Source organism: Flavobacterium gilvum, assembly GCF_001761465.1.
Classification (GTDB): domain Bacteria; phylum Bacteroidota; class Bacteroidia; order Flavobacteriales; family Flavobacteriaceae; genus Flavobacterium; species Flavobacterium gilvum.
In genome coordinates this window covers 1570878-1589346 of the sequence record NZ_CP017479.1, presented here as the reverse complement: position 1 = coordinate 1589346, position 18469 = coordinate 1570878, and the positions used below count along the sequence as shown (strand labels likewise).

The window sequence follows — 18469 nt, the reverse complement described above, 5'->3', positions numbered from 1 at the left end:
AATGCAACGTCTCTACGTTTTCGATATGTTTTTAAACTTTAATAAAAATAATCTCCTAAAATCTTAGTAACTTAGAATCTTAGTAACTCAAAAAAAACAATCTAATTTTTAAAAATTATGGCAGCAATCAATCCGTATTTACTTTTTAATGGAAACTGCGAAGAAGCATTTTTGTTTTATCAATCAGTTTTCGGGGGCGAATTTCCGTATATCGGAAAATTTAAAGACGCACCGGCAGAAGAAGGTGATCAAGCACTTTCTGAAGCAGAACAAAACAGAATCATGCACGTTTCACTACCAATTGGAGATACTATTTTAATGGGAAGTGACACTCATCCAAAATTTGGGGATGTTAGCTTTGGGGGAAATTTTTCTATTTCAATTAACACCGAAAGCACAGACGAAGCCGATAGACTTTTTAACGGCCTTTCAGCCGGTGGCAAGGTCGAAATGCCAATGAATAAAACCTTTTGGGGCGCATATTTCGGAATGTTTAAAGATAAATTCGGAATAAACTGGATGGTTAATTTTGATGAAAATCCAAACAAATAATTAAATCTTATGAGGATACTTAAATTTATAGGTTTAGGAATAGTTGGAATTATTGCGTTGCTATTACTTGTGGCACTTTTCATTCCAAACGATTATACGGTTTCGGTTTCAACAACGATTGATAAACCAAGAAAAGAGGTTTTCGATTATGTTAAATTGGTGAAAAACCAAGAAGACTACAGCGTTTGGGTAATGCAAGATCCAAATGTAAATATGAAATACGAAGGAGTTGACGGAACAACTGGTTTCAAGGCTTCTTGGGATAGCAAAGATGACAACGTTGGCGCAGGTTCTCAGCAAATTACAGCTATTTCTGAAGAGCGAATCGATGTCGATTTGCATTTTGAACGACCAATGAAAAGCGAGGCTAAAGCAAGTACATTATTAGAATCCGTTTCTGAAAACCAGACCAAAATTACTGCTGAGTTTTACGGACATTCCTCCTACCCTATGAACTTAATGAACTTCATGGGAGAAAAATACATTAGCGAAGCCGAAAACAAAAACCTGGACAATCTGAAAAAGATATTAGAAAAATAATCTAAAGAGCTTTTGTAAATAAAAATAAAAAAAACATCCTTTGAACCAAAACTCAAAGGATATTTTTATTTTTAACCCAGAATCAGCATTAGGATTTTATTAATTTTTCCCACTCAGATTTCGCAGATCTTCGCAGATTTTTAAATTAATATGCTTGTCCGCTATGTTGCCTATATACCGAAGATAGGCCACAGATTGAACGGATTAAACGGATTGTCACAGATTTTTTTGATACTTACATTTTTAAAATTTGTGCAAATTCGTGTAATTTGTAGCCTATTTCGCTTGGGTTTAAATAATACTTCAGGTTATTTTTTGAAACTCAAAACCCTAACCATATCTCCCACCGCTACAGTCCCTATTCCTAGTCCGATTAAATTTTCACCAAAAAGCACTTTGTTTCCAAAATTCCTAAATTGAGACAAGGTTTTCAACGGATCTTTTCCAGAAACAATACCTTTTTCCTGATCTATAGTTGTCATCACACAGCGGGCACAAGGCTTCACTCCAACGAAAGGTACATTCCCAATTCTAAACTCCCTCCAGGTCTCCTCTTCGAAGGCTTCTCCATTGGTAAAAACAAAATTGGGTCGAAATCGATTCATTGAAACCTTAACTTCCAGTCTCCCATTCAAATCATCCAAGGAAGATTGCCCAATAATCAAAAAAGGATAAGCATCCGAAAAAGAAGTAATTTCGTCACCCGTAATTGCATAATCCGGATCTACTTTTCTTTCGCTTTCATCAGGCATATACACTAATCGCACAGAAAACCCAAGCAACTTTGTAAACCACTCGTTTGCCTTTGGACTAACTTCAAAAGCATCAATTGTATCATCCCAAACCGTAACTTCAAACTTAGAGCTTGTATTCAAAACAATAGGCTGAAGCGGAATATCAATCGAATCCAACAATTCCCTATGAGTAACTCTCAAGAAATCACCCACAATTTCCGGGCGAAATAGAGACAACTCAGGATATTCACGTTGTGACAAGAAAAGACCATTATCATTCACCAGCAGCCATCTTCTGTCCAATTCCAAACCACGGTCAGTTACTCGGGCTTCTTTCAACGAAATACCTCCTAACGATTTTATCGGATAAATCCAGATTTCCGAAAGTTCCATCATAACAATATTTTTTTCAAATCTACAAATAACATCAAATTCAACTACTATTTATTTTAATCGCATTCCCTATTCCAAACAAAAAAACAGCCTTATAAAAAGGCTGTTAAAAATACAATATTTCGTTTTTTATTTATTTTTTCTCTGTCTTCCTTTCGGTCATCGCCATACCACATTTTGGACATTTTCCAGGTTTATCAGATGTTGCACCGTCCATCGTACAAACATATTTGCTTTTTGGAGCTGTCACTGCTGGAGTACTTTTTACATCAGTACCTTGCTTTTGAACTGTTGCTTTTATTACTAAATCCATTCCACACTTGCTGCATTTCCCTTTTTTGTCACTGATTTCTTTTGGGTGCATTGGACATGTATATATTGCTTTTTGAACTTCTTTTTTGGGAGGAACCGCAGTTGTTTGAGCAGACACAACTGATCCAAGAGTAAAGAAGAATACTGATAAAGCAAGAATTATTGATTTCATATTTTTATGTTTTAATTAATTAATAAACTATTTATCACCACCCACGATAGAATAAACGATAGACTGTGACAAGGATAATATAATACTGAAAAATATAGCTACCCATAACGAATCGACAGTAAAACCGCCAACAATTTTGGTACATAATAATATCATTAGACCATTTACCACCAATAAAAATAATCCCAAAGTAACTATTGTAAAAGGCAAAGTCAGTAACACCATGATAGGCTTAATAAAAACATTAAGCAATGCCAAAACGACAGCAACAACCATTGCTGTAAACGGTCCAGCTACATGTACACCGGGTAAAAAATGAGCAATCCCAAAAACCAATCCTGCCGTAACAATAATTCTAATGATCAAATTCATAGGTGTAAATTTTATTTGTTAGTAGTCACATATGTTATCGCCTTTTTACCCATTGCTATTTGCTTACGTAAACTTTTAGTTAATGGCGATTTCACAGTCTCGTTATTTAAAATTTTAATAAATATAATAAATTTAAAATACTTTGTTAAATTATTTTAAAAAAGCACCAACTAATTCATAAAACGTTGCTGGATTTTCAGCATGAAGCCAATGCCCGGCATTTGGAATTGTTGCTATTTCTGAAGATGGAAAATGTTTTTTGATTCCGTCAAAATCATCATCGAGAATATAATTGGAATTTCCACCACGAATAAAAAGTGTTGGTTTTTCAAAAGTTAGTTGAGGCGCTAATTCCTTACCTATTTCGTTAATTTTTCTATTAAAAACATTCAAATTAAATCGAAATGCCAATTGTCCCGGTTCTTGCCAGTACAGACTTTTCATCAAAAACTGACGCGTCCCAAAGTCGGGAATATCATTCTTCATGATTTCCTCAACTTCGCTCCTACTTGGTTTAACAGAAAAATCAACGGCATTTAATCCTGCCAATATATCTTGATGGTGCGGCGGATAAAATTTAGGACCTATATCGGCAACTACTAATTTGTTTACTAAATTGGGATAAGTCGTCGCCAAAAGCATAGCAACTTTTCCGCCCATTGAATGGCCAATAATAACAACAGATTCCAGATTGTTTGTCTGACAATAATCAAACACATCCTGAACCATAATTTCATAACTGAATTCATCAGAATGAAAACTGCGCCCATGATTGCGCAAATCCAACATATGCACTTGATAACCATCGGCGGCAAACTGGGTTCCAAGTGTTTTCCAGTTGTCTGACATTCCTAGAAAACCATGAACTATAAGTAACGGTTTCCCCGAACCTTCTATTTTTGAGTAAAGCATTGTAATTTTAGATTGAAGATTTTAGATTTTAGATTGCAGATTTGAATTCTACGTTCAATAATCATTAATCAATATTAGCTTTTTAATTTTTGAATAGAAAATTATGATTTTAGACTTGAAGATGATAAGCATAAAAATCAAAAATCATCATTCGTTACTCGAGCCTGAAAGGCGAACAGGCGAAGCAATCTTAAATCAAAAATCTTATTTTAATTTTCGCAAATACATATTTACCACATTATCCAGACCAAGATAAAGAGCTTCTGATATAAGTGCATGACCAATAGAGACCTCTAATAATCCTGGGATATTTTGCTTAAAGAACTCAACATTATCCAAACTTAAATCATGGCCAGCATTAATTCCTAACCCCAATTCATTGGCCAAAACCGCCGATTTTACGTAAGGTTCAATTCCTTTTTCATTGCCTAAACCATACTGATGCGCAAAAGCTTCGGTGTAGAGTTCGATTCTGTCGGTACCTGTTTTTTTGGCACCTTCAATCATTTCGAGAATCGGGTCTACAAAAATCGAAGTTCTGATTCCGTTTCTTTGAAATTCCTGAATAACTTCAACCAAATAAGATTGGTTTTTTATGGTATCCCAACCTGCCGAAGAAGTAATGGCACCAATGGCATCGGGCACCAAAGTAACCTGATCCGGTTTACATTCTAAAACCAAATCAATAAAATTATGTTGGGGATTTCCTTCAATATTATACTCTGTATAAACAATAGATTTCAAATCACGGGCATCCTGATAACGTATGTGACGCTCATCTGGACGTGGATGAATGGTAATTCCCTCAGCTCCAAATTTCTGAATATCAGTGGCAACTTTCAGTAAATCAGGAACATTTCCACCGCGTGCATTACGCAAAGTGGCAATTTTATTTATATTAACGCTAAGTTTTGTCATAAAAACAGTATTTATCGTGTATTATATGTTTAACAAGGCAAAAATACAAACTAAAAGGTAGCATATTTTGTATAATTTTGATTATTTTGCATCGATTATTGAGGATAGATTTATGACAGATATAAAAGATTACATCACAAACGACTACAAAGCAATTGATGCTCAAGAAACTATTGGATCCGTTCAGGATTTTTTTGGTGATTTGTCCTTTTCTCACTTCCCTGTCATTGAAGATGAAATTTTCGTTGGAAGCATTGCCGCCGAAGACATTGAAACTTTTGACAGCGATAAAAAAATCAATGATTACAAATACGTCTTAGAACACTTTTTTGCAAGAACAGATATGATTTGGCTAGACGTTTTGGAAGTTTTTGCCAAAAATCACACAAATCTTGTTCCTATTCTAGACGAAAACAACAAATATGTTGGCTATTACGAAATAGAAGACATCATTAAGTTTTTTCACGAAACCCCATTTTTAAAAGAACCCGGAGTTATCATTATAGTAAATAAATCTACTGTTGATTATTCGATAAGTCAGATAGCACAAATTGTCGAAAGCAACAACGGCAAACTTTTAGGGCTTTTTATCTCAAATTCAAATGCAGATACCACAGAAATAACTATCAAGATAAGTGCTGGTTCCCTGAATGAAACCATTCAAACCTTCAGAAGATACAACTACGAAATCATTTCGGAACATAACGAAGACAATTACATCAAAACGCTAAAAGATCGTTCCGATTATTTGGACAAATATCTGAATATGTAATTTTTGGATTTACCATTAAAAATCCAAAATCACAAAACAACAAAATCACAAAACAAAAGAAATGAAAGTAGCTATTTTTGGCCAATATTATTTAGTAAGCACAGAACCAATCATTAAAGACATTTTTGTGTTTTTTAACAATAATGATGTGGAAATGGTTATTGAAGAAAATTTCCTAAATATGTTGTATGAAAAGAAAATAATTGAACACCAATACAACACTTTTTCCTCCCACGACGAACTCGATTCAAGTTTTGATATGCTTATCAGTATCGGAGGAGACGGAACTATGCTAAGAGCAGTTACACTCGTTCGTAATTCAGGAGTTCCTATTTTAGGAATAAATGCCGGAAGATTGGGATTTTTGGCAACAGTTCAAAAAGAAAACATCGCAGCTTTCATGCAAATTGTTATTGACAAAAAATATAAAATTTCGAAAAGAGCATTATTAAGTCTTACCTGTGATCCAGAAAATAAATCCCTTGAAGGTTTAAATTTTGCGTTGAATGAAATAACCGTGGGTAGAAAGGACACCACTTCTATGATAACGATAGAAACCTATTTGGACGATGAATTTCTGAATTCTTATTGGGCAGACGGATTAATCATAGCCACTCCAACCGGAACAACAGGTTATTCCTTAAGTTGTGGTGGCCCTATTTTGACCCCCGATGTAAAAAGTCTAGTAATTACCCCAATCGCACCCCACAATCTGAATGCAAGACCTCTTGTAATTCCTGATTCGACAGAAATACGTATAAAAGTTTCCGGCAGAGAAGAACAATATTTAGTTTCCCTCGATTCCAGAATAACAAGTGCGACAAATGATTCTTTTTTGACAATTAAAAAAACGGATTTCGAAATAAATATGGTTGAGATTCCTGGAGAAACCTTCTTAAAAACCCTTAGAACGAAACTACTTTGGGGGGAAGACAGAAGGAATTAAAGCCACACACTAATAGCTCTGATTATTCGTTAATACCATAATCTTTATATATAAAAAAAGGGATCTCGTCTAAAAAAAGACAGTATTCCTAATATACGTATTGAATCCTATTGATAATTATTATATTTGCAGGCAATTTTATATTTTATGAATAAAATTTTCATTTCATTTTTGTGCTTTTTTACCTTTACTTCCATTCATTCCCAAATCAATGAAATAGGAGTATTTCTTGGAGGCAGCAATTTCATAGGAGATGTAGGTTCAACAACTTATATAGCTCCAAACGAGCCTGCATTTGGTATTTTATACAAATGGAATAAAAGCCCAAGACACGCTTATAGATTTTCCTATACCCAGTCACAAATTTCGGGCGATGATCACGATTCAAATGAAACAGGAAGATACAATAGAGGTTATACGTTTAAAAACAATATCAAAGAACTATCAGCAGGATTGGAGTTTAATTTTTTTGATTTTAACCTGCATGATTCAAAAGTAAAATTCACCCCTTATATGTATTCTGGCTTAAGTTATTTCTTTTATGACGAATTGTATGTAATCTCCGGAGTTACGCATAAAGACGGCCTGAAAAGCAATGTTGCCATACCAATGACACTTGGTGTCAAGACAAATTTTTCAAGAAATTTTGTTTTAGGTTTGGAAGTTGGCGCCCGATATACATTCACAGATAATATTGACGGAAGCAACCCAAGTGACGGCAATTTGCCAAAATTTGGAAATATAAATAATAATGATTGGTATGTTTTCTCAGGGTTGACACTGACATATACTTTTGGAGAAAAACCATGCTATTGCGCAGAATCAAAATAAAATGCTAAAAGAACAAATAAATAAAGACAATATTCCAAAACACCTAGCTATTATTATGGATGGCAACGGTCGTTGGGCGAAACAAAAAGGGTTCATCAGAACGCTTGGCCACGAAAGCGGATCAAAAACCGTAAAGAAAATTATAAAAGAATGCAGCAATCTGGGAATTGAATATTTAACTCTTTATGCATTCTCCACAGAAAACTGGAACAGACCCAAACTTGAAGTTGACACCTTGATGAAAGTTTTGATTCACAACTTGAAAAAGGAACTCAAGACAATGGAGAAAGACGGTGTCAAAATGAATGCAATAGGCAATTTGGAGAAACTTCCAGAAAATGCCCAAAAACAGCTTCAGGAAGTAATTGATAGGACAAAAAACAATACAAAACTGACACTTACACTTGCTTTAAGCTATGGAGCCAGAGAAGAATTAGTCAATGCCGTGAGAATAATCAGCGATAAAGTTAAAAATAATATAATTTCAATAGACAGTATTGACGATTCAATTATAAATGAGCATCTTTACACGCGTGATATGCCAGATGTTGATTTATTGATAAGAACAAGCGGTGAATATAGAATAAGTAATTTTCTGCTTTGGCAAATAGCCTATTCAGAATTGTACTTTACTGATGTTTTGTGGCCTGACTTTAAAGAAAAAGAATTGCATGAGGCTATCATTGATTATCAAAAAAGAGAACGTCGATTTGGAAAAACAAGTGAACAAATTAAATAATATTTTAGTGTTACATAAAAGCATAAAACTAGTCCTTACCTTTTTAATTTTAGGAGTATTCACTCAAATTAAGGCACAAGACAGAGTACCGTTTGACCAAGGTAAAAAATACATATTAGCAGACGTAAAAGTAGTTGGAGACATCAGCTTCAACCCTCAAACCGTTGTTACTTTTGCTGGTCTCGAAAAAGGGCAGGAAATTACCATACCAGGTGAACAAATCAGTAGTTCGATAAAAAAACTAGGGAAACTTGGGCTTTTTGACGAAATTGCATTTTATGTAAACAAGATAGAAAATGACAGTATCTATCTGGACTTAAACATTAAAGAATTACCTAAAATAAATGAAGTTAAGTTTGTGGGAGTTTCCAAAAGCAAAACAGAATCTTTCATCAAAGACAATGGTTTGACAAATGGTAAAATCGTAACCGAAAATTTAATTACTACTACCAAAAATTATATTGAGAAAAAATACAAAAAAGACGGTTTTTACAATGCAAAAACCTACATAACCACTACAAAAGACACAACAAACGCCAATCATGTCAACATGCTTGTAAAGGTTGATGTTGGGGAAAAAGTAAAAGTCTACAAAATTGATTTCGAAGGCAACAAAGAAGTTCCAAGCAATAAACTTCTTGGCGCCATGAAAAACACTAAAGAAAAAAACTACTTCAATCTTTTGAAACGATCAAAATACATTGAAGACAAATACCAGGAAGATCTTGTAAAAGTTGTTGATGCCTACAAAAAAATAGGATACCGCGATGCTCGTGTCGTGAATGATTCGGTTGCTTATGATAAAGACAAAAATGCCATTTATATCAAAATAAAGGTTGAAGAAGGTATTAAATATTATTTTGGAGACATTAAATTTATTGGAAACACAGTTTACGCTGACGACCAACTTAAGAACTATCTTGGTATCCACAAAGGAGATGTTTACAATGGGGTTCTGCTACAGGAGAGGATTGCAGACAAATCAAAACCAGACGGAGAAGACATTACCAATCTTTATCAAAATAACGGATATTTGTTTTCAAATATAAACGCTGTAGAGACAAAAACAACAGACAATATTATTGATTTTGAAATCCGTATCACCGAAGGACCTATTGCTTATTTTAACAAAATCACGGTTGTTGGAAACGACAAAACCAACGATGAAGTTATCTATCGCGAATTAAGAACACATCCGGGAGAGAAATACAACAAATCAGAACTAGTAAGAACCATCAGAGAGATTGGACAATTAGGCTTTTTTGATCCAGAAAAAATCGAACCAAAATTCAAAAACGTTGATGGAAGTGCCGGAACCGTTGACATCGAATATAATGTAGTAGAAAAAGGTGCCAGCCAAATAGAACTTCAAGGAGGTTATGGCGGAGGTGGTTTCGTGGGAACATTAGGACTTTCTTTCAATAACTTTTCGGCTAGAAATTTATTCAATAAAGATGCTTACCGTCCAGTTCCTATGGGAGATGGACAAAAAGTTGCCTTACGTTTACAGGCAAGTTCTTATTACAAAACCTATAGTTTATCATTTTCGGAACCTTGGTTTGGAGGAAAAAAACCTATTAGTTTTAACAGCTCCTTTGCTTTTAGCCAGCAATACAGTTCCAACTATCAATTGCAAAACGTTGACAAATCAAAATACATCAACATTATGTCTTTGTCTGTCGGAATAGCAAAAAGACTGACCGTGCCTGATGATTTCTTTACACTTTCACAATCTGTTAGTTTCCAACGTTACGATTTGCACAATTACTATTATGGCTTGTTTACCTTTGCAAATGGACAATCAAAAAACTTATCCTACTCTATTGGTTTAAGCCGAAACAGCAAAGGATTTAACCCTATATTCCCAACTTACGGTTCTGAATTTAGTATACACGGGGAATTTACATTACCCTATTCTCTATTCAATGGCATAAATTATGCAACATTAGGAGAGCAACAAAAATATAAATACCTCTATTCTGGAGCTTCTTACGTAGACAACAATGACAGAGTTGTAAATGCCGGAGATTATCTAGACAAGTTACCATCATCTGGAGGAACTGTTCCAAATAAAGTTGACAATTATCAAGATGCTGTAGCCGATCCTGGAAAAGTAGACCAGGAAAAATACAAATGGCTCGAATATTACAAAGTTCAATTTACAGGAGACTGGTACACAACTTTGTATAAAAAATTAGTTTTGAGAACTTTAATGCAATTTGGATTCCTAGGAGCATACAATCAGGACAGAGGGGTTATTCCATTTGAAAGATATTATTTAGGAGGAGATGGTATGGCCGGTAGCTCAATTGATGGAAGACAAAACATACAGTTGAGAGGATATGAAAATGGCTCATTGACACCTTCAAGCTCAACTGGGGATGCTTATGGTGCAACTATTTATAATAAATTCTCATTAGAATTACGTTACCCGATTACACTAAAACAATCGGCTTCTATTTATGCTTTGACTTTTGCGGAAGCAGGACAATCCTATGAATCTTTATCCGATTACCAACCATTTAATTTGGCTCGTTCAGCCGGTGTGGGATTAAGAGTATTTATGCCTGCATTTGGTTTATTGGGAATTGACTTTGGTTACGGATTTGATGCTGTTCCAGGAGCAGTACAACCAAGTGGATGGCAAACGCATTTCATTATAGGTCAGCAATTTTAATCATAATTAAGCAATTTTGAGTAAATTTGATTTAGATTTTCTAAAATTAAAAATTATGAGAAAAGAATTTTTATTTATAATTTTATCGCTTTTCGCTGCAACCATAGTAGATGCGCAGACCAGAGGAAACAAGGTTGGTTATATTGATATGGAGTACATATTGGAAAATGTTCCAAATTATGTAGAAGCCAAAGCACAATTAGAGCAAAAAGCGCAGCAATGGAAGCAAGAAATTGAGGCTAAAAAAATAGAAATCAACAAACTTTCTGAAGCTTTAAAAGCTGAAAAGCCGTTATTGACAGCAGAATTAATTGAAGAAAGAGAAACAGAAATAAAGTTCCTTGAAACCGAAAAACTGGATTACCAACAAAAAAGATTCGGCCCAAATGGAGATTTAATAATTCAGAAAGCCGGATTAGTTAAACCTATCCAAGATCAGGTTTTTACAGCTGTTCAGGATATTGCAGAGGCAAAAAAATACGACTTCATATTTGACAAATCTTCACATTTAACCATTCTTTTTGCTGCAAAAAGATTTGATGTTAGTGATCAGGTAATTCGAATGTTAAATCGAACTGATAAAAGAGAACAATTAACTAAAAAACAGCTAAAAGAAGAGGAAGCAAAAGAGAATTTACAAGACGAGATGGATGAAAATCCAGCTTTGGCCGAAAAAGAAAAAGCGCTATTAGACAAAAAAGCCGCCAGAGAAAAACTCGTAACTGATAAAAAAGCAGCTCAGGATGAAGCCCGAAGACAATACGAGGAAAGAAGAAAAAAATTATTGGCTGAAAGAGAAGCAAAAAAGAATGGCACAGTTGTTGCTCCCGCTAATTCAGAAGACAATAAAAACTTCACTCCAAGCACAATCGGGAATACTGACACTTCAAAAGGAGCCAAAACAACAACTACTGCTGAGGATCAAAAAAGAATATACGAGGAACGCAAAAAAGCTTTAGAAGAAAAAAGAAAAAAAACACTGGAAGAAAGGGAAGCTAAAAAAAGCGGTACAGCTGTTGCTCCTTCCACTCCTTCCAAGATTGAAGAAACTAAAGATTTCACTCCAAGCACAGTAGCAAATCCTGACACTTCTAAAAAAACAACAGAGGAAACCAAAACTACCACAACTGCCGAAGATCAGAAAAAGGCATACGAGGAACGTAAAAAAGCTTTGGAAGAAAAAAGAAAAAAAATATTGGAAGACAGAGAAGCTGCCAAAAAAGCAGCAGAAGAAAAAAGATTAAAAGAAATTCAAGAGAAAGAGGCTTTAAAGAAGGCCAATGAAGTAAAATAAAAACTAAAACAAATTCTAATTATTTAATATTTTAACACAATGAAACAATTCAAAACTCTATTAATTGCTGCGATACTATTTTTAGGTGCAACTCAAATTTCAACTGCTCAAACAAAAGTAGCTCATGTCGATGTAAATGAAATCATGGCCAAAATGCCTGCTATGCTTGATGCTCAAAAACAATTGGAAAAATTGAGTGCAACTTATGATGCAGACATCAAAAAGATGATTGATGAATACCAAACAAAAATTAAAAAATATGAAGCAGAGGCTACAACTGCCACTGAAGCTGTAAACCAAGAGCGTTCAAAAGAAGTTCAAGATATGCAAAAAAGAATTGCTGACTTTAGAGATAATGCTCAAAAAGAATTGCAAAAAAAACAAGAAGAAATTGTTAAGCCAATCATAGATAAAGTAAAAGCTTCTATCCAAAAAGTTGGTAAAGCTAAAGGATTCCAATATGTTCTTGACGGATCTACACTTTTACTTGCTGACGGAACAAACATTACTCCAGACGTAAAAAAAGATTTAGGTTTTTAATCAAAAACGTATCGATAATAAACTGCTCCTCCAAAATAATTGGTGTGAGCAGTTTTTTTTTACAAAAAAAATTATAGTATATTTAAACTATAGCTTTTAAATTTGTACGTATGACAAACGATAGACCAATTGGTGTTTTTGACTCAGGAATTGGAGGAACTTCCATCTGGAAAGCCATTCATAATCTGTTGCCAAATGAGCAAACGATCTACCTTGCTGACAGCAAGAATGCTCCCTATGGACAAAAATCAAAACAGGAAATCATTGCCTTGAGCATGAAAAACACTGATTTATTGATTGAAATGGGATGCAAACTGATAGTTGTGGCCTGCAATACTGCAACAACCAACGCTATTCAGGAATTAAGAGCCAAATACAGTATTCCGTTTATAGGTATAGAACCGGCCATAAAACCGGCAGCAACAAACTCTAAAACTCAAAAAATTGGTATTCTGGCCACAAAAGGAACATTAAACAGTGAGCTTTTTAATAAAACTGCCGAGAAGTTTCAGGATATCAAAATCATCGAGCAAATAGGTCACGGATTGGTTCAGTTAATCGAAAACGGTCAAATCAATTCTACAGAAATGACCCAATTATTATATTCCTATTTAACACCTATGATTGAGGCCGATATTGATTATCTCGTTTTGGGTTGCAGTCATTATCCTTATTTGATTCCTCAAATAAAAAAAATACTTCCGGAACATATTCAAATCATCGATTCTGGAGAGGCGGTTGCAAAACAAACCCAAAATATACTCAGAGAAAAAGTAGGCTTTTCGTCAGCAGAAAGTAGCAATCCTATCTTTTACACAAACACCAATCCAAAAGTTTTATCTGAAATACTGGAAAACAAATACCCGGTTGAAGAAATGGATTTTTAAATTACTTCATACTTCTTTTTTCAAACTATTATTGGCTATTAAACCAATTTGAAAAAGCTTTTCCACGAAAAGATAAATCTTTTGAGTTTATTATTCCTCTTTAAACCAACTGGAATACATCACGTAATTATTGGAAATACGCTCGATTTCACCGGCAAAATTGGATTGATCAATATCCTTAACTTTTTTGGCAGGAACACCAGCCCAAATAGATCCTGGCTCTATAACTGTATTTTGAGTAACAACAGATCCTGCACCAATAATTGAATTGCTCCCAACCACACAATTGTCCATAACAATTGCCCCCATTCCAATTAATACATTATCATGGATAGTACAGCCATGCACAATGGCGTTATGCCCTATAGAAACATTATTACCAATAACAGTTGGATGCTTTTGATACGTACAATGCACAATGGCTCCATCCTGAATATTTACTTTATTCCCAATTGTGATAAAATGAACATCGCCACGAATTACTGCATTAAACCAAACGCTGCATTGGGTACCAAAAGTCACGTCACCAACAATTGTGGCATTTTCGGCCACATAACAATCTTCTGGAATGACAGGTGATTTTCCTTTTATTGCCTTTATTATCATTTTCTTTATTTTAGCTATTAATTAATTGCGGGACAATTACAATCGTATTTAACCGGTTTACACAAAAAGTTAAACCCTAAAGTAAGCTGGTGAAACCCGGAATTTTCATATTGAATATCACCCAGTAAGTGAGTGTACGTGTACGCAAACATGAAATTTTTATAATTGAATCCCAAAATAGGAGTCACATACTGCAATTTTTGACTACTTGTTCCGCTTCCGGTTCTATATTGTACCCCGTCAAAACTTTGTCTATAAGATAAACCGCCCCATAATTGCCCCATTTCCAGATTCTTGTAGGCTTTCATATTCACGTCCAATGAACTTTCTTTGGTTTTATCAACATATTGATATAAAAGTGAAGGTTCCCATAAAATTTTATCGGCATTACCAAAAACATAACCGCCACTAACAATAAATTTTCTTAAATTATCACTTTCATATTCGGAATAAAGTTCTTGTCTCGTTTCTAAAACATTCTTCACAACAGCATTCAAAGTAAAGTCGAGGAAATTGTACGAAGCTCCAATATCCAAGTTAAAATAAGAAGCGTGCTGTTTTATATTTCCAAGTGCCGGATCGTAATCACCGGAATTCATAAAATCGGTTTCATCCAATTGGCTTTGATTGAAACCAACATTAACACCAAAAGATAATTGATTCAAATCGACTTCATCTCTGGAAAACATAATATGATGCGCATAAGTCGCTTTGAAACCAAATTGAGAATGATAACCGTTCACATCGTTAAAAACGATAGCCCCAACACCAGATTTCTCTCCTACTCTACCATTATAACTCAGTGTTTGCAAAGCTGGCGCATCTGTTTGATCAAACCATTGCTTACGGGCAGTAAGCCTAAGTTTGTGACAATTGGAAGCCCCTGCCATCGAAGGAAAAATCAAATAATAATTATCCGATAGATAATCCGAATAAACCGGTATTCCTTCCTGAGAAAATGCAAAAGAACTTATAAAAAAGAACGCAATAACAGACTTAATTTTAAAACTCATGAGGGGTTGTTTTTATAAAATTAATGTGAACAAAAAAACCTTTTGTTAATTTATTCATTAAAATCCCAAATATAGTTAATCATAGAAAATAACTTTAGTAAATTTGCCTAAAATCGACAAATCATGACTAAAGTAACGATAAAAGAAACACAAAACCCGACAATTATTAAATTTGAATTTCCAGATTTCATCACTCAGAATGAGAGTTTTGAATTTAAAAATATTGACGAGGCAAAATCTTCTCCACTTGCACAGCAACTTTTCTATTTACCATTTGTAAAAACAGTATATATATCTGGAAATTTTATTGCTGTCGAAAGATTCAGCATTGTAGAATGGGAAGATGTTCAAGAAGCAGTGGCCGAACAAATTGAAGCTTATGTGAACAAAGGAGGCGTTATAATCAATCCCGATGAAAATAAGCAAAAAAAACAAGCTGTTACGGTTTACGGAGAATCGACACCAAATCCATCTGCACTGAAGTTTGTTGTCAACAAAATGATAACTAAAAATGCCGTTGAATTCAAAAACATAGACCAAAGCGCGCCTTCACCATTGGCAACCGAATTATTTAAATTTCCTTATGTAAAAGAAGTTTTTATTGATGAAAATTATATTTCGGTTACAAAATATGACATCAACGAATGGCAGGACATCACAATGGAGTTAAGAACTTTTATCAAACAATTTATTGAAAATGGAGGAACAGTTCTTGACGAAAATTTAATTTCTACCATTGTTAAAGACGAAAAAGCCAAAGACGAATCGTTTGATTCACTTGACGAAACTTCTCAAAAAATCATCAACATTCTGGAAGAATACGTAAAACCTGCCGTTGCTGCAGATGGGGGAAATATCGTTTTTGAATCTTATGATAACGACTCAAAAGTTGTGAAAGTAATTATGCAAGGTGCCTGCAGCGGATGTCCATCATCTACTTTCACTTTAAAAAGCGGAATTGAAAACATGCTAAAAAGTATGTTGAATGATGAAGGAATCAAAGTAGAAGCCGTTTAAAAAATAATTTAGATTTTATTCAGAAGCGATACCTTTTTGGTATCGCTTTTTTATTTCCTCATTTTAAAACATTATCGAAAAATGTTTTGAAAAAACAATTGATTTTCAATAGTTTAAATAAAAAGCGTATTTTTAATATCTAAATTAAAAAGCTATGGGACTATCATCATTTTTTAAGAATTTATTTGGCTCTGCCAAAAATACTGCAACCGAAATCACCAAACAGGTAGAAAACAGTATTGAAGAAACCAAAACAAAGGCCGAACCCTATATTGAAAAAGCCGAAGAAATTATTGAAGAAACTGTTTCCAAAATCAAAGAAACTACCACTCCTTATGTTGAAAAAACAGAAGCCATTTTACAAGAAACAGCTGCAAAAATAAAAGAAACAGCTACACCTCAGATCGAAAAGGCAGAAGCTATTCTTGATGAAACAGTCGCTAAAGCAAAAGAAACTGCAACTCCTTATATTGAAAAAGCAGAATCAATATTGGAAGAAGCCAAAGTAAAAGGAACCGAAGTTATAAACAGCTTAAAGGAAAAAGAAAAAGAAAACCTTTCAGACACAAAAGAACCTGATACCCCAACAAAGAAAGAAGAAAATCCAGAATAACTTTTGTGAAAAATTTTAATTACGTAATTTTACAACTCAACCAAAACCTTCATTTGAAGGTTTTTTTATACATTAAAATATGACTTTAGAAACCAATTACATTACTGCTTACGCAGACTATTTTACAAATAAAATAATAGAATATTCACCGGTAGCTATTTCTGCCTTTGTCATTTTATTTGTCGGTCTATATGCCATTCGAATTATCAATAGATTTATGAGAAAATTAATGGTGAAACAAAATTTGGATCCCACTTTAACCAAATTTCTCGCCGACATCTTACTCTGGATTTTAAGAGGACTATTATTTGTAACTGTCATCGATAAATTAGGCATCGGAACTACTTCCTTTGTTACTATTTTGGCAACTATGGGGTTTGCAATCGGTATGTCATTGCAGGGTTCTTTATCCAATTTTGCTGGTGGAATTTTAATCATTCTCTTCAAACCTTTCAAAGTGGGAGACACAATCGAAGCGCAGGGAGTTATGGCAACTGTACTTGAAATACAAATTTTTGTAACCAAGTTGGTCACCGGAAACAACCAAACTATTTTTGTTCCAAACGGTGCTTTGTCCAACGGAACCATTACCAATTATTCGATGCAAGGAACAAGAAGAGCAGACTTAACAATTGCCATATCTTATGGAACTGATCTAAAAAAAGCCAAAGACATTATTACCAATGTTTTATCACAAGACACAAAAGTATTAACCACACCTGTTGCAGAAGTTTCAGTTAAAAACCTAACAGACAGTGCAATTCAATTAGCGGTAAGACCTTGGGCAAAAACTGAAGATTATGCTGCTGTTGTAGCTTCTACCTTGGAAAACTGTAAATTGGCTTTTGACGAAGCCGGAATTGTTTTCCAACCTTTTGTTTCGGAACTAAGTAATACGAAGAAACCAGAACAACAATAAAAAACAATTACTGTTTTTTAGGACTAGCCACTAAGAAATCCTTCAAATAATAAGGTTCAAAATAAGCGACATCAACGGTGTCGCTTATTTTGTATTTGTCAAAACTCAAAACACTCATTTCATTGGCTGAAGGATATTTTATGTTATCCAAAAAAACAAAATTATCTTTGGTCAGTACACTTTTGCATTTTTCATTGCAATCTCCAACAAAATATACCTTTCCTTTTATCTCCGCAAAAGAATTTTCATCAATTATTTCGGCTAGAATTTCTCTATTTTTCTCCAAAGTTGAAGAAAAAACAGCGCTATACACTTCCATTCTGCGCGCATCAAGCATCGGAACTATCACACCATCTGTCACCGAAACTTTTGAAGCCAATGCCAACAAAGTATCCACCGCAATTAAAGGTATATTTAAAGCGTAACACAAACCTTTTGCAGCAGAAACACCGATACGTAATCCGGTATATGATCCTGGACCCTGACTTACTGCGATAGCCTCCAAATCTTTCATCCCTATTCCGGATTCCTGAATAATTTCCTCAATAAAAACATGCAAACGCTCTGCATGCGAATAACCTTCATCGGCTATTTCTTTGCACAATATTGTTTTTCCTCCTTTTGCCAAAGCAACAGAACAATTTTTGGTAGCGGTTTCTATGTTTAGAATATAAGACACTTTTTTTTGAATTTAGATTTTAGACTGCAGA

The 18469-nt window shown here is 34.3% G+C and carries 21 protein-coding genes; 13 read left to right on the top strand and 8 right to left on the bottom strand.

Translation table 11 applies throughout. From position 1 onward, the window contains the following. Window positions 1-117 precede the first annotated feature (117 nt). Window positions 118-552: a VOC family protein gene (locus EM308_RS06615; protein WP_035639915.1), complete on the top strand. Its 435-nt coding sequence runs from the start codon at window positions 118-120 to the stop codon at window positions 550-552. A gap of 9 nt (window positions 553-561) precedes the next feature. Next, complete coding sequence (locus EM308_RS06610) at window positions 562-1092, top strand: SRPBCC family protein (RefSeq protein ID WP_035639912.1); 531 nt, start codon at window positions 562-564, stop codon at window positions 1090-1092. A 308-nt stretch (window positions 1093-1400) separates the two neighbouring features. On the opposite strand, the gene EM308_RS06605 is transcribed toward EM308_RS06610, so the two are convergent. From EM308_RS06605 to EM308_RS06585, 5 genes are all read right to left on the bottom strand, one after another. Continuing rightward, window positions 1401-2222, bottom strand: a complete 822-nt coding sequence (locus EM308_RS06605; RefSeq protein ID WP_035639909.1) for an MOSC domain-containing protein — start codon at window positions 2220-2222, stop codon at window positions 1401-1403. Window positions 2223-2352: 130 nt separating this feature from the next. After that, window positions 2353-2703: a heavy metal-binding domain-containing protein gene (locus EM308_RS06600; protein WP_035639906.1), complete on the bottom strand. Its 351-nt coding sequence runs from the start codon at window positions 2701-2703 to the stop codon at window positions 2353-2355. A 27-nt stretch (window positions 2704-2730) separates the two neighbouring features. Next, window positions 2731-3075, bottom strand: a complete 345-nt coding sequence (locus tag EM308_RS06595) for a phage holin family protein (RefSeq protein ID WP_035639904.1) — start codon at window positions 3073-3075, stop codon at window positions 2731-2733. A 150-nt stretch (window positions 3076-3225) separates the two neighbouring features. Next, window positions 3226-3987, bottom strand: a complete 762-nt coding sequence (locus tag EM308_RS06590) for an alpha/beta fold hydrolase (RefSeq protein ID WP_070261802.1) — start codon at window positions 3985-3987, stop codon at window positions 3226-3228. 204 nt (window positions 3988-4191) lie between these two features. After that, entirely contained in the window at window positions 4192-4905 is a 714-nt protein-coding gene (locus EM308_RS06585; RefSeq protein WP_035637474.1) for a pyridoxine 5'-phosphate synthase, read from the bottom strand. Between the two features lie 112 nt (window positions 4906-5017). Here EM308_RS06585 and EM308_RS06580 point away from each other — a divergent pair, with 112 nt between their 5' ends. The 8 genes from EM308_RS06580 (at window position 5018) to murI (ending at window position 13591) form a co-directional block, all read left to right on the top strand. Further along, complete coding sequence (locus tag EM308_RS06580; protein ID WP_035637477.1) at window positions 5018-5677, top strand: CBS domain-containing protein; 660 nt, start codon at window positions 5018-5020, stop codon at window positions 5675-5677. 61 nt (window positions 5678-5738) lie between these two features. Then, window positions 5739-6623 (top strand): NAD kinase, encoded by an 885-nt coding sequence (locus EM308_RS06575; protein WP_035637480.1) that lies wholly within the window; start codon window positions 5739-5741, stop codon window positions 6621-6623. A gap of 147 nt (window positions 6624-6770) precedes the next feature. Next, entirely contained in the window at window positions 6771-7454 is a 684-nt protein-coding gene (gene porG, locus EM308_RS06570) for a type IX secretion system protein PorG (protein ID WP_035637483.1), read from the top strand. 1 nt (window position 7455) lies between these two features. Next, the gene (locus tag EM308_RS06565; RefSeq protein ID WP_035637486.1) at window positions 7456-8193 is read left to right on the top strand and encodes an isoprenyl transferase; all 738 of its coding nucleotides are present in this window, start codon (window positions 7456-7458) and stop codon (window positions 8191-8193) included. Beyond that, window positions 8126-10870, top strand: a complete 2745-nt coding sequence (gene bamA, locus EM308_RS06560; RefSeq protein ID WP_035637489.1) for an outer membrane protein assembly factor BamA — start codon at window positions 8126-8128, stop codon at window positions 10868-10870. Before EM308_RS06565 ends, bamA begins: the two co-directional genes overlap by 68 nt. Window positions 10871-10925: 55 nt before the next feature. Then, entirely contained in the window at window positions 10926-12164 is a 1239-nt protein-coding gene (locus EM308_RS06555; RefSeq protein WP_070261801.1) for an OmpH family outer membrane protein, read from the top strand. A gap of 39 nt (window positions 12165-12203) precedes the next feature. Continuing rightward, a complete protein-coding gene (locus tag EM308_RS06550) occupies window positions 12204-12704 on the top strand; it encodes an OmpH family outer membrane protein (protein WP_035637491.1) in 501 nt (166 codons plus the stop codon). Window positions 12705-12814: 110 nt separating this feature from the next. Further along, window positions 12815-13591 (top strand): glutamate racemase, encoded by a 777-nt coding sequence (murI, locus tag EM308_RS06545; protein WP_035637493.1) that lies wholly within the window; start codon window positions 12815-12817, stop codon window positions 13589-13591. A 90-nt stretch (window positions 13592-13681) separates the two neighbouring features. Here murI and EM308_RS06540 read toward each other — a convergent pair whose 3' ends face one another. Together EM308_RS06540 and EM308_RS06535 are read right to left on the bottom strand one after the other, a co-directional pair. Then, the gene (locus EM308_RS06540; protein WP_035637495.1) at window positions 13682-14197 is read right to left on the bottom strand and encodes a gamma carbonic anhydrase family protein; all 516 of its coding nucleotides are present in this window, start codon (window positions 14195-14197) and stop codon (window positions 13682-13684) included. Window positions 14198-14214: 17 nt separating this feature from the next. Continuing rightward, entirely contained in the window at window positions 14215-15210 is a 996-nt protein-coding gene (locus EM308_RS06535; RefSeq protein WP_035637497.1) for a PorP/SprF family type IX secretion system membrane protein, read from the bottom strand. Between the two features lie 123 nt (window positions 15211-15333). Here EM308_RS06535 and EM308_RS06530 point away from each other — a divergent pair, with 123 nt between their 5' ends. The 3 genes from EM308_RS06530 to EM308_RS06520 all read left to right on the top strand — a co-directional run bounded on the left by EM308_RS06530 (window position 15334) and on the right by EM308_RS06520 (window position 17759). Next, window positions 15334-16227, top strand: coding sequence for a NifU family protein (locus tag EM308_RS06530; protein ID WP_035637499.1), 894 nt, complete (start codon window positions 15334-15336; stop codon window positions 16225-16227). Window positions 16228-16381: 154 nt separating this feature from the next. Further along, the gene (locus EM308_RS06525; RefSeq protein WP_051877793.1) at window positions 16382-16840 is read left to right on the top strand and encodes a hypothetical protein; all 459 of its coding nucleotides are present in this window, start codon (window positions 16382-16384) and stop codon (window positions 16838-16840) included. A 79-nt stretch (window positions 16841-16919) separates the two neighbouring features. Continuing rightward, window positions 16920-17759, top strand: coding sequence for a mechanosensitive ion channel family protein (locus tag EM308_RS06520; protein WP_035637501.1), 840 nt, complete (start codon window positions 16920-16922; stop codon window positions 17757-17759). Window positions 17760-17766: 7 nt separating this feature from the next. Here EM308_RS06520 and tsaB read toward each other — a convergent pair whose 3' ends face one another. After that, window positions 17767-18438: a tRNA (adenosine(37)-N6)-threonylcarbamoyltransferase complex dimerization subunit type 1 TsaB gene (gene tsaB, locus EM308_RS06515; protein WP_035637503.1), complete on the bottom strand. Its 672-nt coding sequence runs from the start codon at window positions 18436-18438 to the stop codon at window positions 17767-17769. Between the last annotated feature and the right edge of the window lie 31 nt (window positions 18439-18469).

What these genes read in the sequence shown, in the direction of transcription:
- EM308_RS06615 (WP_035639915.1), top strand. Translation starts at nt 118, where the DNA reads ATGGCAGCAATCAATCCGTATTTACTTTTTAATGGAAACTGCGAAGAA.
- EM308_RS06610 (WP_035639912.1), top strand. Translation starts at nt 562, where the DNA reads ATGAGGATACTTAAATTTATAGGTTTAGGAATAGTTGGAATTATTGCG.
- EM308_RS06605 (WP_035639909.1), bottom strand. Translation starts at nt 2,222, where the DNA reads ATGATGGAACTTTCGGAAATCTGGATTTATCCGATAAAATCGTTAGGA.
- EM308_RS06600 (WP_035639906.1), bottom strand. Translation starts at nt 2,703, where the DNA reads ATGAAATCAATAATTCTTGCTTTATCAGTATTCTTCTTTACTCTTGGA.
- EM308_RS06595 (WP_035639904.1), bottom strand. Translation starts at nt 3,075, where the DNA reads ATGAATTTGATCATTAGAATTATTGTTACGGCAGGATTGGTTTTTGGG.
- EM308_RS06590 (WP_070261802.1), bottom strand. Translation starts at nt 3,987, where the DNA reads ATGCTTTACTCAAAAATAGAAGGTTCGGGGAAACCGTTACTTATAGTT.
- EM308_RS06585 (WP_035637474.1), bottom strand. Translation starts at nt 4,905, where the DNA reads ATGACAAAACTTAGCGTTAATATAAATAAAATTGCCACTTTGCGTAAT.
- EM308_RS06580 (WP_035637477.1), top strand. Translation starts at nt 5,018, where the DNA reads ATGACAGATATAAAAGATTACATCACAAACGACTACAAAGCAATTGAT.
- EM308_RS06575 (WP_035637480.1), top strand. Translation starts at nt 5,739, where the DNA reads ATGAAAGTAGCTATTTTTGGCCAATATTATTTAGTAAGCACAGAACCA.
- porG (WP_035637483.1), top strand. Translation starts at nt 6,771, where the DNA reads ATGAATAAAATTTTCATTTCATTTTTGTGCTTTTTTACCTTTACTTCC.
- EM308_RS06565 (WP_035637486.1), top strand. Translation starts at nt 7,456, where the DNA reads ATGCTAAAAGAACAAATAAATAAAGACAATATTCCAAAACACCTAGCT.
- bamA (WP_035637489.1), top strand. Translation starts at nt 8,126, where the DNA reads ATGAGGCTATCATTGATTATCAAAAAAGAGAACGTCGATTTGGAAAAA.
- EM308_RS06555 (WP_070261801.1), top strand. Translation starts at nt 10,926, where the DNA reads ATGAGAAAAGAATTTTTATTTATAATTTTATCGCTTTTCGCTGCAACC.
- EM308_RS06550 (WP_035637491.1), top strand. Translation starts at nt 12,204, where the DNA reads ATGAAACAATTCAAAACTCTATTAATTGCTGCGATACTATTTTTAGGT.
- murI (WP_035637493.1), top strand. Translation starts at nt 12,815, where the DNA reads ATGACAAACGATAGACCAATTGGTGTTTTTGACTCAGGAATTGGAGGA.
- EM308_RS06540 (WP_035637495.1), bottom strand. Translation starts at nt 14,197, where the DNA reads ATGATAATAAAGGCAATAAAAGGAAAATCACCTGTCATTCCAGAAGAT.
- EM308_RS06535 (WP_035637497.1), bottom strand. Translation starts at nt 15,210, where the DNA reads ATGAGTTTTAAAATTAAGTCTGTTATTGCGTTCTTTTTTATAAGTTCT.
- EM308_RS06530 (WP_035637499.1), top strand. Translation starts at nt 15,334, where the DNA reads ATGACTAAAGTAACGATAAAAGAAACACAAAACCCGACAATTATTAAA.
- EM308_RS06525 (WP_051877793.1), top strand. Translation starts at nt 16,382, where the DNA reads ATGGGACTATCATCATTTTTTAAGAATTTATTTGGCTCTGCCAAAAAT.
- EM308_RS06520 (WP_035637501.1), top strand. Translation starts at nt 16,920, where the DNA reads ATGACTTTAGAAACCAATTACATTACTGCTTACGCAGACTATTTTACA.